The sequence below is a fragment of the Sulfurimonas gotlandica GD1 genome (genome assembly GCF_000242915.1).
Lineage (GTDB): Bacteria > Campylobacterota > Campylobacteria > Campylobacterales > Sulfurimonadaceae > Sulfurimonas > Sulfurimonas gotlandica.
Window position 1 is genome coordinate 485,021 of the sequence record NZ_AFRZ01000001.1, and the last position, 14,768, is coordinate 499,788.

The following is a 14,768-nucleotide window of genomic DNA, read 5'->3' on the forward strand; positions in this document are numbered from 1 at the left end:
AGCTATACTAACAATTATTTAGTCTTACACTCACTTGCAATTAAATTATCTCTGTTTTTTTCAATAAATTTTTTGCCAATACCTTTTACTTTTGTAATACCTTCAACACTCTCAAAACAATCTTTAGCTCTATACTCAATAACAGCAGCCGCTTTCTTATCCCCTAAACCTTTTAGAGACATTAACTCTTCTTTATCTGCGGTATTAATATCTACTGCACCAAACAATATACTAAACCCTAAAATAACCATTGCTAAAATTTTCATTTCAACTCCTTTTTAATTTAAAGCAGTATATAATAAAAATAAATATTTTTCAATTATTATGGCAAATTGTCATATATTTGTTTGATGATTAAACTCTGGAACAATTTCTTTTAGTTTTCCTATTTTATTATCACTGTTTAAAAGTTCTTCAATATCTCTATTTAACTTTTCTATATCATATTTTGTAGGATGAGCAACAGTAATAGACTCATACTCTGTTTTACAGTCTGTACCATCTATTAGTAGCTCTTCATAAAGCTTTTCACCAGGACGAAGACCACTAAACTCTATCTCTATGTTCTCACTGCCACTTAACTCTATCATTTTTTTAGCCAAATCAACTATTTTAATAGGTTCACCCATATCTAGTATAAAGATCTCTCCACCTGTTCCAATGGCACCTGCTTGAAGAACAAGTTCACAAGCTTCAGGAATAAGCATAAAGTATCTTGTAATATCTGGATGTGTTACAGTTATGTTTTGTCCATTTTCTATTTGAGATTTAAACTTTGGAATTACACTTCCACTACTTCCTAAAACATTTCCAAATCTAACCGCAACTATATCAGTTCCATTTCCATTAGAGTTTTGTGCATAAAGCTCACATATACGCTTTGTTGTTCCCATTACATTTGTAGGTCGAACAGCTTTATCGGTAGATATCATTACAAATTTTTTAACACCATATTTTATAGAAGCGTCTATGACATTTTTGGTGCCAACAATATTATTTACTATAGCTTCTTGAATATTAGATTCAACAAGTGGTACGTGTTTATAAGCAGCTGCATGAATGACTATGTCTGGTTTATGAGTTCTAAATGTAATATCTAAATAGTTTGCATCTACTACGCTTTGCATAACACAAACAGTTTCTACATCTTTAATCTCTTCAGATATAGCATATAGATTATATTCACTGTGATCAAGTAATATAAGTTTTTTAGCACCAAATTTTTCACACTGTCTACAGATCTCACTACCAATACTACCACCTGCACCTGTCACTAAAATTGTTTTATCTTTAATAAAACTATTAATTTTTTCTTTATCTAAATCTTTTGGATGACGAGCAAGCAGATCTTCAACTGAAATATCTTTAAGTTGAGTGGACAAATCTTTACTATCTAGTATCTCATCCATTGAAGGCAGAATTTTTATCTCTTTAAAATATTTGCTTAAATCATTATATATTTCTTTAGTAATATCTTTTGCGACTGATGGCATAGCGATGACTAATAAATCTAGTTTTACATCTGATATATTTTCTATTAGTTTCTTCTTTGAAATAACCTTAATTGCATCTATAGATCTATTTTGAATAACTCTGTCATCATCAACAAAGTACTTCACTCTATATTCGCTGTGGACAAATTCAGATTCTAGTTTAATCCCTGCACGACCTGCACCATAAATAACTACTGATTTTGTTTTTTCTGTACGACTCTTATTTACTAAATAGTAGTACATATACATAGTGAAATTTATAGTAAAAAGATATAGAAATAACTCAGATACCATGAATGAAAATCTAATCTCACCGTAAAATATAGGCAAATAGATAAAAAATGCTGCAATATAAACAATACTTTTTATTATAAATGATTTTTGAGAGGCTTTGGACCAAGAGAGTGAATAGTCATCAAAAATAAATCTAGACGCAATCATGCGAATTATAATAACGCTTACAACTATATATATTTCAAATGGTTGATGAAAGATAAAAAATGTCCACCAAAATGTAATAAAAGTGAAAATAATTATTACTAAAAAATTTAATATTCTTTTATCTATATTCATCATTTTCCAACTGTTTTATTTGTTGCAAATGATACAATAAAGAGACTTGATGTTAATTAAAAGACTTTTTATTATCTATATATCTCATTACAGCATATAAGACAAGCAAAGAGATAAAAAATGCAATCAGTATATTAGAAATAAAATAGACTAAACAAAAAAGTGAAAAATTTACTAAGATAGAAAATATCACAACTTTATCATGAGCCCATCCACTTTGAACAAGTCTTTGATATCCATGTTTTCTATGCGCTTGTCCTAGCTTTTCACCGTTTTTATATCTTCTTACTAGTGTCAGTGTTGCATCAAACCAAAATAGTCCAAACATAGTAATCCACATCCATAGATTACTTTGTTCTTGATTTGCATAATATATTGTAAATATTGCCACATTATATCCAAGTAGTGTACTACCAACATCTCCCATAAATATCTTTGCTTTATGCCAATTCCAAACTAAAAAACCTAAAACTGCAAAAACTAAAACTAAAAAATGACTTCCACCAAAAAGCAAAAAACCAGCTATTCCTAAAAAGACAGCTTCACTCCCAGCATATCCATCTATACCATCTAAAAAGTTATAAAGATTTATAAACCAAATTACAGTTAAAAAAGCAAATATATTTGTAACTACCTGATCTTCAATAGAAAAAGACATCAAGTCTATTGTTTGTAAACCACCTAAAAAATATAAACCTACAAGCGCCACAGAAGCTTGTGTAAGTAACCTAACCTTTGCACTAAGTTCATATAAATCATCTATGTATGAAACAGCAGAAATAACTACACCTGTTAACAATGCAAAAAACAAAGAGCTATTAATATCATTTATATAATACAAATATGATATTCCAATGAACCAAGAAACAGCTATAGCAATTCCACCGCCATGAGGAGTTGGTGTGGTATGAGAGCTTCTATCGTTTGGTATATCTACTAATGATTTTCTAATGGCTATTTTTTTTATATAATAAGTAAGAATAAATGAGAGCAAAATTAAAATAATATATATCATAATAAATACATCCTAACTCTCTTTTACTAACAACTCTTCTAAAGAGTCTATAATTTTTGTTTTATTAAAAATATTTTCAGTTAAATACTCGCAGTTTTTTGTAAAAGCCAACTTCTCTTCTTCACCTAAGTTAATACTTTTTATAAAAATATTTTTAATCTCATTGACATCATTTGGATGAGCACAATAGCCTAAATTATTTTCTTTTATAATATCCGCTGTTTCTCCATTGATAATAGCAAGTATTGGTTTTTTAGCAGAGATATATGTTTGCGTTTTAGCTGGAACAGTTACAGAAAAAATTGGCTTATCCACAAGTGAAACAATTAAAAAATCACTTGCCTTATAATACATAGCCATTTCTTCTCTAGGTTTTTTACCATGAAAAACAATATTATGTTTACTAGAACTTATTTGCTTTAATTCTTCTAGATTTGATCCGTCACCAATTATATTTAACTGTGTCCTTTCTTGATACTCAATCGGAAGTAGAGAAAAAGCTTTTATTATATTTTCTAGATTTTGTACTTTTCCAATATTCCCAGCAAAAGTAAAATGTACTTTATTGTCTTTACAAAATTCAAATGACTCTAAACTCATATCTAAGTCATCTGCCCAGTTTGGTAAATAGTGAAATTCTAAATCATCTTTTACATAGGGCTTTAATTTAAATTCAAAACCTTTTCCTGAAATAGCAATTGACGTAATATTGTGATACATAAATTTCACGAACTTATCTAAAAAAAATGAAAGTAACTTTGTTTTTTTAAAGCCATAAGCATAAACACTATCAGGCCAAATATCTTGAGCCCAAAATGTCAATGGTTTACCATATAGTTTTTTAATCGTAACTGCTGGGACCATACCAGTTAGAGTACTCATGTTAAAACCAAAAATGTAATCATATTTCCTACCAATAAAGATGGCAACAATAGTTCCAAAAAACATAAAAGAAAAATATTTTAATAATTTTTTTATTAAACTTTCTCTATATCCAGTTACAGATTTAACTCTGTATATATTTATGTCTTGATATTCATCTTTCTGATAAAATTTATTTTCATAACCTTCAAAAACTACACCAAGAGGATATGTTGGAACCAATGTTAAGACATCAACTTCATAGCCTTTATTTTTCCAAGCCAAAGCGATATCGTTAATCTTAAATTCCTCAGGATAAAAACATTCTGTCACAATTAAAATTTTATTATTTTTCAATTATGCCCTTTTTTATAATTTAAAAAAGATATTATATAATTTTTATCTTCAGAAGCAAGAATATACCATGAAAACAAAATATATAATACTGACATAAAAATAAAGATAAATAATTTAACAGATAGCACATCCACAAACGTTGTAACAATGAAAGCTATAATAATATTTGGTAATAGCACCAATATAAAATGTTTTTTTTGTATTGTAAAATTTAAAACAATTTCACCTTTACTTTTCTTTTCTAAATACATTGGTAGATACTTAGCGGAGATCAAAGCAATAGCCAAGGACATTCCAATAGCTATCCCTGTTAGACCTATAAAGTAAGTCATTATTATTGATATCAACAAATTAGCCATAACTTCCTTCCATCGAATATTTATAATACTTTTTACTTCTCCAATGCTATATAGAAGAGTTATGTAAGAATTAATATATCCTGTAAAGTAGAAGAATACCCCCATAAATAAAATAAATAAGGAACCTACATAAAACTCTGAGGAACCTGTCCATATAGCTATAATATCAGACATAAAGTACAGTGTTCCAATCCAGATAAATCCACCTAAAAATGGAAGTAATAAAATTGATAAATTAAAAATTTTTCTTATCTCCACCCAAGCATTCTCAGAATAATACCGTCCATATAATGGTGCGATTACGGTGTTAATAATAATAAAAGCATAAAATATATAGACATATATTTTCATTGTTAAGCTATATACTGTTACATCTTGCAATAAGAGCATATGACTTACTAATAGTATTCCTGTTCCCCATATAATAGTTTGAGTAATAGATAACTGAAAAAACAGTACACCCCCTCTCAGAAGTTCCATGCTACTTATATTTTCATCTATATATTTATTTTTGAAAATATTATATCTTATTGACATATGAATAAAAGACACTACACTTACAAGTAAATCTAAAAGACCTGCCCATAAAGCAAAAAAGACTATACTCTCATTATTATAAACAACAAAGAGGACTAATAAAAAATTAGCAAAAAGATTCAAAATTTTATATATTTTTTCTATATAAACTTCATGAAGCCCTATAAATACAGATAAAGATAGCTCGAATGGAATTTTTAATAATGCAAAAACAACTAATATATAGAATACACTTATTACATCTTTTTCATTTAATGCATATACATCACCTAAAAATAAGCGCCAATCACCTATATAATAGTCTAAGATAAAAAAAGAAAATAAAACAAATAGAATTATTAAAATTAAAAGTAGAAAATTCTTTTTAACAATAGTAATATTAAAAGCGATATCTGGAATGTCCCCTATAAACTAGACAACATTTAATTCAGTAATTTAGATAAAATAATACGAATGTATTATAAGATTTAATAGGATTAAAAAATGGCAAGAGTAGTTTATAGTGAAGAGTTCAGAATAGAGGCAGTCAAACAAGTTACTAAAAATGGTTATAGCATTAACGATACTGCTGATAGACTAGGTGTCCATCCAGATTCACTCAGAAACTGGATTAAAAGATTAGAGTCTCCACAAGCAATCCAAAAACATAAAATATTAGATGAATCACAAGCAGAGATAAAGAAACTCCAAAAAGAGCTAAAAAGAGTTACAGAAGAGAGGGACATTCTAAAAAAGGCCGCGGTGTACTTTGCAAGCCACACAAACTAAAATATGCTTTTATCAAAGAGTATAGTGAAGTTTATGCAGTGCATAGACTTTGCAAAGTTATGCAAGTGCACCGCAGTGGATATTATCAGTGGCTAAATCAACCTATTTCTGATAGAGAACTTGAAAATCAAGAATTACTCATACAGATTAAAGATGCATTTAAAGAATCCAAAGGCGTTTATGGTCACAGAAATATTCATAAAGATCTAAAAGAGCTAGGTATTCATGTAAATAAAAAAAGAGTCGCTAGACTTATGAGTGAGGCTAAACTCTATGGTGTAGGTACCTACAAACGCAAGCCGTACAGTAAACCTGGTTCAGTCCATAAAGCACATCCTAATCATCTGCACCAGTGCTTTATAGCAGGTCAGCCAAATGATACGTGGGTAAGTGATATAACTTACATTAGAACTAAAGAGGGATGGATATTCTTAGCTACAGTTATAGATTTATATAGTCGCAAAATTATTGGATGGGCAACTGGACATCGTCAAACTACACCGTTAATTATCGAAGCATTAAAAATGGCAACAACAAGACTAAGTAAAAACAATAAAGTTATTCTCCATTCAGATCAGGGGAGTCAATACAGCTCTTATGAGTATAAAACATTTGCAAAAAAGCATAATATTACTCTTAGCATGAGTAGACGAGGTAACTGTTATGATAATGCTGTTGCAGAAAGCTTTTTCAAAACTCTTAAAAAAGAGCTTGTCAGAAAACAAATATTTTTAACTCGAGACATTGCGGCATCTAAAATATTTGAATATATAGAGATGTTCTACAACTCTAAAAGAAGACATAGTTATTTGGATTATATTTCACCAAATGAGTTTGAAAAAAGGTATAATTTAGAGTCTTCAAAAAAGTAGGTTTTTACTGGGTTAGTAATTGTCTAGTTTATAGGGGACATTCCAGTCATTACCTTCATTGCTTTTCCCCTCTAATTGCAAACTTCTTTAAATCTTCTTCTATCTCTTTCAAGCTAAACAACATTTCTTTCATCTCATCTTCGCTTAGTCTTTTGGTATTATGAGAGTTATAATCTTCCACTTCTCTTATATCTTCACCCTCTTCATAAAATTTATGATAATTTAGATCTCTTGTATCAGCTGGTATTCTATAATACTCATCCATATCTACTGCATGAACCATTTCCTCTCTTGTTAAAAGAGTTTCATAAAGTTTTTCACCATGTCTGGTACCAATAACTTTTATAATTTGCTCACTTTTATTAAAAATATTTTTTAATGTATTGACCAAAAGTTCAATAGTTACTGCCGGAGATTTTTGTACAAAAACATCTCCATTTTTTCCATTTTTAAAGGCGAACATAACCAAATCAACAGCTTCATCTAAGCTCATCATAAATCTAGTCATATTAGGATCTGTAATAGTTATTTCCTTGTTATTTTTAATTTGTTCTATAAAAAGAGGTATAACGGAACCCCTACTTGCCATAACATTTCCGTATCTAGTACAACAGATTATAGTTTCATCGTCATTAATATTTCTTGATTTAGCAATCATAACTTTTTCCATCATAGCCTTACTAATACCCATAGCATTTATTGGGTAAACTGCTTTATCGGTACTAAGAACTATAACTTTTTCAACTTTATATCTAATAGAAGTGTTTAACACATTTTCAGTACCTATAATATTAGTTGCGACTGCTTGCATTGGATAAAACTCACAAGAAGGCACCTGCTTAAGAGCAGCAGCATGGAATATATAATCTACGCCCTTGATTGCGTCTTCTAAAGAATTAACATCCCTAACATCTCCAATATAAAATTTTAATTTATCATTATTATATTTTTTTCTCATATTGTCTTGTTTTAATTCATCTCTGGAAAAAATTCTAATTTCTTTTATATCAGTATTTAAAAAACTACGTAAAACTGCATTTCCAAAAGAACCTGTTCCCCCTGTAATTAACAGTATTTTATTATTAAACATCTGTATCCTTTAAAATAATTTCATTTATGCTTTCTAAATATCTCTTAAGAACAATTTTTTCATCAAACTCTCGAACTATTTTCTCTCTACCAGCTTTACCCATCTCTTCTCTCTGTTCATCTGATAAGTTTATTATCATTTCAATTTTATCAGCTAGGTTTTTACTATCTTTAACTTCACACAAATATCCATTTACTCCATCATCCACAACTTCTTTGCATCCAACGACATTTGTAGCTATAATCGGCTTTTCCATAGCACAAGCTTCGAGTAAACTTCTAGGTGTACCTTCTCTATATGATGGTAATACGATACAATCAGCTTCTGAAATGACGTCTTGCACATTATCAGTAACACCCAAGTAATTAATAAGTTTATTATCAATCCAAACCTGCAGCTCTTCTTCCGTTATCGCTGTATTATTCTCAACACCTACAGCCCCTAATATTTGAAACTCTATATTCTCATATTTATTCTTAATTATTTTTATAGCTTCAATATACTCTAAAATACCTTTATCTTTCAAAAGTCTCGCTATTAATAAGAACTTAAGTTTATCATCGCTTTTTTTCACAATCGGGATAAATTTATTTAAATCAACTCCACTACCTGGTAGTAAATCTGTTTTTTCTTTTTTTATTAAACTATTATCAATAAATAAGTTCATATCATCACTATTTTGAAAAAATACTTTATTATTAAATCCAAGTGCTATCTTGTATAATAACTTTGCCACCTTGGTTACAAGAGTTTGTTTGATAAATATAGTGCCTAATCCAGTAATATTACTTATAACTTTAATATCTAATACTCCAGTAACTATAGAACTGTATATATTCGGTTTGATTGTAAAATTCAACACAATATCAGGTTTTATGCGTTTGTATAATTTATACAAAGAAACCATAGTTTTTAAATCACTAACAGGGTTTATTCCTTTAGCATCTATCTTTATATGGTGAAAGTTAAATTCTTCTTCTATCAATTTACTGTACTTTTCATCATATGGGGCTATGAAACAAACTTCATAATTAGCGTTTTTTAGGCTTCTTGCTAGATTAAATCTAAAATTATAAGCTTGCCAAGCTGAGTTCAATACAATAGCTACTTTTTTCATTACTGATTTGCCTTGAAAATTTCTAAAGTATAGAGTGTCCAGAGCATTTTAGCTCTTTTCTCATCCGAAACATCCAACGCTCTACTTAGTAGTTTATCAATAAAATTCCTATCAATAAAATTTTGACTATAACAGCTACTTCCTAAAGTATCAAATATATTATCTTTTAAATCATTTTCTACCCAATTCTTTAATGGTACTTCAAACCCTCTTTTTGGCTGCGTTATAAGCTCTTTTGGTAGATATTGTTTAGCTAAATCCCTCAAGATATATTTTGTAGTTTTTCCATTAATCTTATACTTATCAGATAATGTTGGTACAAACTCCAGCATATACTTACTTAAAAATGGGCTTCTACCTTCTAATGAATGAGCCATAGTGGCAATATCCATCTTTTTCAAGAGATCACTTTGTAAAATAAGATTAAAATCCATATATAACATTTTAGATAAACTTGAAATATTCTCATTTTCTACACTGTTTATAAAACTATTCATTTCAGAAAATGTATGATTATTTTCAAAGCTGTATATATCTTCAAATATATCATTAGTAGCACTATTATAAAAGTCCAAGCCTTTTTTACCAGACATTGCTAGCAATCTATAAGCATAATTATAAATAGACTTCTTATTGTGAGGTTTTGGTAGCAACTTTGTTAGTGATGAAAAATATGAAGCCACACTAAGTAAATTGTTTGCACTTGGTACATATCTACGATAACCTCCAAAGAGCTCATCTGCACCATCACCGTTTAGTATAACTGTAACATATTTTTTGGCCTCTTGGCTTACATAGTAGCTAGGTATAGCACTACTGTCCATAAAAGGCTCACCATAGTTCAATAATATTTTCTCTATGTCATCTTTTAAGTTCATGCTTATACTCAACTCATAATGTTGAGTATTGTATTTCTTAGCTGTAAGTTTTGCTAGATGCGATTCATCAAAAGCACCATCAAATTTCACTGTAAATGTTTTAAGATTTTGTATATATTCACTTGCTACTGCAACTATCAAGGAACTGTCAATACCACCACTTAGAAATGCTCCAACTTCCAGGTCAGATGATAGTAATCTATCTTTTACACTTTTATGTAGGATCTCATCAAGAGTTTCTTTAGCATGCTCATAATCATTAACTTTATCTTTTTTGTAAAAATCCAATATATCAAAATAGTTTTCTTTTTTTATATCTAAACTTTGGCAATCAATCTCGTAAACTAATCCAGCTTCTACTTCAAAAACATTTTTATATGGAGTCTTACTTTTAAAGAAAAACCCATTTCTTATATATGAATATATTTCATCTTCATCTATATTAAGATTTGTAATTCCAGCTTTGATAGTATTCAGCTCACTAGCGAACATTAAACTATCGGAATCTTTATAAACATATAATGGTTTCTTCCCCGCTCTATCTCTACTAAAAATTATTTTATTAGAACTCTTATTAAGTATCGCAAAAGCAAACATACCATCAAGCATATCAAACATCTTATTTTGATATTTGATATAAAGATAAAGCAATGTTTCTGTATCAGAGTTTGTAGTAAATGAAAAATCTCTTAAATATTCTTGTCGTAAATCCAAATGATTATATATCTCACCATTAAAGACTATGACATATTCTTTGTACTCAAATGGTTGGTGACCATTTGATATATCTTGAATTGAAAGTCGTGTATGAATTAAGTTAATATTTTTATGTTTATGAATAGCTTGCTCATCTGGTCCTCGATGAAGTAATGAGTTTTTAATCAGTTCAAGGTTTGGATTGTTTAAGTTTATTGTTCCTGCTATTCCGCACATATTTAATTCACTTTCTTAAAAACGTAATACTTATTTAATACAAATGAATTGCAAGCCACTATTATGGTAGCGAATAATCCAGCTAGATAACTGTTATATCCAAACTTTTTAAAGAAGAAAATTATTATTATATTTAGTAAATAATTGATTAGCGTGACTAAGATAAATTTTGTTATTAACTTGTTGTCATTACTTTTAAATACAAACTTACCGAATGTTTTAAAACTAAAGAACATTGCTATAACTGCTGCAATTGTCACTGCAACAGTATAATGAAAGCCTATAAAGATGAATAGAGCATACGTCAAATAAAAAAATACCGTATTTATTCCACCTATAAATAAAAATTTAAATAAATGTTTCAAATCTACTTATCCATGGGCTTACAATTCTTCAAACGTAAATATTGCTACTTCAAATAATGGTATTGGCACAATATACTTTGGTATAAATCTTTTTTCTATTTCTTTAAAATTACTTTTCTTCAAAAAGTTTATTACATGATTTGAACTATGGTAATGGTCTTCAGGTTTTTGTTTATTTACTATTTTTCTTCCTAGCTCATAAACCCAATTTTCAGTAGGAAGAGTAACCAATAAAATACCATCTTTTTTTAAAAATTTATTAAAAAAGTTTATAGGTGCTTCTAAATCATAAAAATGTTCTAATACATCTGTAGCGATAATAACATCATACTTTCCATCCATTTTATATTTGTTTATATCTTCATTTATCAAAGTTACATTATTAATATCGTAATGAGAAATAATATTTTTTGCTTCATCTACATCTAAATCTATTATTGACACATCATCATAATAAGATGCTAATGTTTTACAGAACACTCCACTTCCTCCACCAAAATCTAAAATTTTATCAGTAGGTTTGGTATATTTTTTTAAATACTTAAATGCATATTCTAATCTTTGCCAAAAGATATCTCTCGCTAAAAATAGTGGATGCGTGTATATATTTCTCTCTTTTGTTGCATCTGTTAATTCCAATAAAGTATCTCTGTCAATTCTTACTTCCATAAATCCTCCTATATATAATTGCTATAACGTTACTTGATAGTAATATCATAAATGGCTCAAGTGGTAATCTATATCTCAATGAGGCTATAAATACCATATGTAAAAGAGTAAAATATATGAATAAAATATATATTGCAGTAAGTCTTTTATAATATTTAGCATGAATAACAATAGAGACTAAAAATAGCGTAAATATGCTACCATAACTAACAAGTGTAATCCATTTAAAGTACCCTTGTTTGTATTTATCCGCATTAGGGATTATATTATAAAACCTTTTAAACTTTAGTAGCATTAATTCAAAAAACCGATCTGGGTTATTTTTGATAAATTCTATTGCTTTATACTTAAATAATTTATTCCTTTCTAATTCATCATCAATAGTACCAATAGATGTAAACTCCTTTCTATCCACATCTACTGCCATATCACATCCTCCATACTTGTTAGCTGGATTATTACCCAAATATAATACCTTTCCACTACTTGTAGTGAATGGAACAAATTGATCAAAAATCATATAGTTTCTTATCCACCAAGGAGTCATTAAAAAAATATATATTAGTGTAGAATATAAAAAAACTTTTATAGCAGATTTTAATTCTAATTTATTAACTACAAAAAATACAGTCAATAACAGTGGAGGGAGTATTGACAATGTTCCTTTAATATATATTGATAGTAGTAAAAATATATTTGCAAGTAAAAAACTCGTATCTATTTTAAAATCATCTTCATACCATCTATAGATAAAATAAAATGATACGATCAAAACTGTATTAAAAAATGTTTCACTTAGTAAAAGACCTTGGTAAAATATAAAAAATGGATAGAATAATGTTATTGTGAAAGCTATTAATGCACTTAACTTATTATCAAATATTTTTAAAGATATTTTATATAATAAAAAAGCTTGTAGTACAAGTAATAATGGCTGAAATAGCCTTACAAAAATTATTAAATTTCTTTCATTTTCAAATAATGAATAGAATATAGAATATATTACCGCTGTAAGAGGCATCTCCCATGCTCTATCTTTGTAATTCCAAAATTCACCACTCTCACTTAAAGTAATTGCTTCAGCAATGAATCTTGTTTCATCTCCAAAAACTGTTCCTATCGAAAAGTATATAAAGTTAACAATTATATATACAACATAAGCTAAAATAGATACAAGTGCAATATAGTTTTTATTTAAAGGTAACATAAATCTATCCTTTGTAATATAAAATTATATTATGGTCCTCATATATAATTTTTGAGTCTTTTAAAACTATTATATTCTTGAATTGATTTTTATTTAGCAAAATATAGCCCTTATAATTATTTTTACTATCTAACAATTCATCAAATCTTTTAAAAATTAAATCTTTTAAATCTTTCTCTTGTATATTACTTCCATACTTATCTAAAGATTGATATATTTCATCTACTTGATCATTTAGAAATATGATGTACTTTAAAGGTTCATAATTTTTATGACCTTCAATGAAACCAAAATTAATTCTATTAATATTTTCAAATGTATTTACTTTATTAATATCATGTAATAATGAAGAAAGTATATATTTATCAAGATTTCTCTCTATATCTATTTGTATCTCTCTCCCAGAAAATGTAATATAATTATAATGATTTGTTATTGTGCTTCCTGCCATAATGAATAATGGATCTAAAGATAATACTTCTTTAGCTTTTACATAAGCAGATATATTATTATATGAATTATAAATATCTATTTGTTTTGTTAAATATGTATTTTTATTTTTTATATATGTATTAGAATAATTATAATTAGACAATAAAAAAATAGCTGTTATTATAAAAATAATTAATGAAGCATTATTTCTGATAAACAATACTTGATACGACCAAAATATTAAAGATATCCATTGCAATGGTTTTAGTACATATATATCAATATGCCAATTTTCTATCTTATACCCTAAAACTACATTAAAATGATAACTAACTATTCCAGCCAATAGCATAATAATAAAAATTTTGGAGATGTTATTATTAATATTCTTATTATAAACTATATTTACAAAGTGAATAAATATAAATATTCCATTTATCAATAAAGTTTTCACATCTAAACTTCTATCAAAAATTAGTGTGTAAATAAAATCTGAATCATGAGAAACATATATTTTACCTAGAATGAACCATAACAAGAAAAAAAGATAGTTAAAAAATATTGCTACCAAGAATCTTTTTAAATACGACCTCTCAAAATAAAATATATATACAAGCATAAAACTTACAAATGTCAGTGTATACAATATATAGTATGGATATGAAAAATTATTTATAAACGTAATAATTATCAAAGGAATAAGAAAAAAGTTTCTTTCTTTATAAACATAATTATATAAGATTATAAAATATGATAAAAGTATAAATAATACTGTTGATGGAGATTCTTGTCTTGCTATTGGTGGGAGGAACCATTGATTATTCAAATCTATAAAAAGTGGTTTAATCATAATATAAGTTGTAGGTCCATAACCAAAAGTTATGAGCATCAAAAGAGATAAAGCAATAGCAAAGTTAGTTTCAAATCTAAATACTTCTTTTGCAATATAATAAAATAAATATAAAAGGATAAGTCCAAGTATAATATTTATAATGATAGGAAACCAATTAAATCCAAAAATAAAATATATTATAGAATTAAATAAAAATGGAAATATATTAAAATCAATTTTTGAAAATGTTGATTCAATACCATCGTGATAATTTAAAAAACCAAGCTCTATGAATCTAGTTATTCTATTAAAATAATAAATAACCTCATCCCATGTATGTATTCTATAATCAACAGTGTAAAATGCCAATGTTGTATCATATTGAATGTACAAAACCATATAGAATATAA

At 27.6% G+C, this 14,768-nt stretch carries 13 protein-coding genes; 1 reads left to right on the forward strand and 12 read right to left on the reverse strand.

Annotated features, from left to right (window positions below):
* Window positions 1–14 precede the first annotated feature (14 nt).
* The 5 genes from SMGD1_RS02270 to SMGD1_RS02290 form a co-directional block, all read right to left on the reverse strand.
* Window positions 15–266, reverse strand: coding sequence for a ComEA family DNA-binding protein (locus SMGD1_RS02270; protein WP_008337783.1), 252 nt, complete (start codon window positions 264–266; stop codon window positions 15–17).
* 69 nt (window positions 267–335) lie between these two features.
* On the reverse strand, window positions 336–2,066 hold the full coding sequence (gene pglF, locus SMGD1_RS02275; protein WP_008340516.1) for a UDP-N-acetylglucosamine 4,6-dehydratase (configuration-retaining): 1,731 nt from the start codon (window positions 2,064–2,066) through the stop codon (window positions 336–338).
* 52 nt (window positions 2,067–2,118) lie between these two features.
* Window positions 2,119–3,081 (reverse strand): MraY family glycosyltransferase, encoded by a 963-nt coding sequence (locus SMGD1_RS02280; RefSeq protein ID WP_008338023.1) that lies wholly within the window; start codon window positions 3,079–3,081, stop codon window positions 2,119–2,121.
* Window positions 3,082–3,093: 12 nt separating this feature from the next.
* Window positions 3,094–4,275, reverse strand: coding sequence for a glycosyltransferase family 4 protein (locus tag SMGD1_RS02285; RefSeq protein ID WP_241761427.1), 1,182 nt, complete (start codon window positions 4,273–4,275; stop codon window positions 3,094–3,096).
* A gap of 20 nt (window positions 4,276–4,295) precedes the next feature.
* Window positions 4,296–5,318, reverse strand: coding sequence for a lipopolysaccharide biosynthesis protein (locus SMGD1_RS02290; protein WP_008340520.1), 1,023 nt, complete (start codon window positions 5,316–5,318; stop codon window positions 4,296–4,298).
* A 360-nt stretch (window positions 5,319–5,678) separates the two neighbouring features.
* Between SMGD1_RS02290 and SMGD1_RS02300 the strand changes: the two genes are divergently transcribed.
* Window positions 5,679–6,835 (forward strand): IS3 family transposase gene (locus tag SMGD1_RS02300; protein WP_430738971.1). Its coding sequence is split into 2 segments (ribosomal slippage): window positions 5,679–5,928 and window positions 5,928–6,835, totalling 1,158 coding nucleotides; the frame shifts between segments, so codons are not numbered across the junction.
* A gap of 55 nt (window positions 6,836–6,890) precedes the next feature.
* On the opposite strand, the gene SMGD1_RS02305 is transcribed toward SMGD1_RS02300, so the two are convergent.
* From SMGD1_RS02305 to SMGD1_RS02335, 7 genes are read right to left on the reverse strand one after another with little or no spacing between them, the layout of a single operon-like run.
* Window positions 6,891–7,925: a polysaccharide biosynthesis protein gene (locus SMGD1_RS02305; protein WP_008338090.1), complete on the reverse strand. Its 1,035-nt coding sequence runs from the start codon at window positions 7,923–7,925 to the stop codon at window positions 6,891–6,893.
* A complete protein-coding gene (locus SMGD1_RS02310; protein WP_040766395.1) occupies window positions 7,918–9,042 on the reverse strand; it encodes a glycosyltransferase family 4 protein in 1,125 nt (374 codons plus the stop codon). The genes SMGD1_RS02305 and SMGD1_RS02310 overlap by 8 nt, the downstream gene beginning before the upstream one ends.
* Window positions 9,042–10,853, reverse strand: a complete 1,812-nt coding sequence (asnB, locus tag SMGD1_RS02315; protein WP_008337847.1) for an asparagine synthase (glutamine-hydrolyzing) — start codon at window positions 10,851–10,853, stop codon at window positions 9,042–9,044. Before asnB ends, SMGD1_RS02310 begins: the two co-directional genes overlap by 1 nt.
* 2 nt (window positions 10,854–10,855) lie before the next feature.
* Window positions 10,856–11,218 carry a GtrA family protein gene (locus tag SMGD1_RS15120; RefSeq protein ID WP_039920104.1) on the reverse strand — a complete coding sequence of 121 codons (363 nt, stop codon included), beginning with the start codon at window positions 11,216–11,218 and terminating at the stop codon, window positions 10,856–10,858.
* Between the two features lie 18 nt (window positions 11,219–11,236).
* The gene (locus SMGD1_RS02325) at window positions 11,237–11,887 is read right to left on the reverse strand and encodes a class I SAM-dependent methyltransferase (protein ID WP_008338003.1); all 651 of its coding nucleotides are present in this window, start codon (window positions 11,885–11,887) and stop codon (window positions 11,237–11,239) included.
* Window positions 11,871–13,094 carry an ArnT family glycosyltransferase gene (locus SMGD1_RS02330; protein ID WP_008337678.1) on the reverse strand — a complete coding sequence of 408 codons (1,224 nt, stop codon included), beginning with the start codon at window positions 13,092–13,094 and terminating at the stop codon, window positions 11,871–11,873. Before SMGD1_RS02330 ends, SMGD1_RS02325 begins: the two co-directional genes overlap by 17 nt.
* 4 nt (window positions 13,095–13,098) lie before the next feature.
* Window positions 13,099–14,727, reverse strand: a complete 1,629-nt coding sequence (locus SMGD1_RS02335) for a hypothetical protein (RefSeq protein ID WP_241761428.1) — start codon at window positions 14,725–14,727, stop codon at window positions 13,099–13,101.
* Between the last annotated feature and the right edge of the window lie 41 nt (window positions 14,728–14,768).

Excerpts from the sequence above, each read along its gene's own strand:
- SMGD1_RS02325 (WP_008338003.1), bottom strand. The coding sequence starts at position 11,887 with ATGGAAGTAAGAATTGACAGAGATACTTTATTGGAATTAACAGATGCA.
- SMGD1_RS02305 (WP_008338090.1), bottom strand. The coding sequence starts at position 7,925 with ATGTTTAATAATAAAATACTGTTAATTACAGGGGGAACAGGTTCTTTT.
- SMGD1_RS02270 (WP_008337783.1), bottom strand. The coding sequence starts at position 266 with ATGAAAATTTTAGCAATGGTTATTTTAGGGTTTAGTATATTGTTTGGT.
- SMGD1_RS02280 (WP_008338023.1), bottom strand. The coding sequence starts at position 3,081 with ATGATATATATTATTTTAATTTTGCTCTCATTTATTCTTACTTATTAT.
- SMGD1_RS02330 (WP_008337678.1), bottom strand. The coding sequence starts at position 13,094 with ATGTTACCTTTAAATAAAAACTATATTGCACTTGTATCTATTTTAGCT.
- SMGD1_RS02310 (WP_040766395.1), bottom strand. The coding sequence starts at position 9,042 with ATGAAAAAAGTAGCTATTGTATTGAACTCAGCTTGGCAAGCTTATAAT.
- pglF (WP_008340516.1), bottom strand. The coding sequence starts at position 2,066 with ATGAATATAGATAAAAGAATATTAAATTTTTTAGTAATAATTATTTTC.
- asnB (WP_008337847.1), bottom strand. The coding sequence starts at position 10,853 with ATGTGCGGAATAGCAGGAACAATAAACTTAAACAATCCAAACCTTGAA.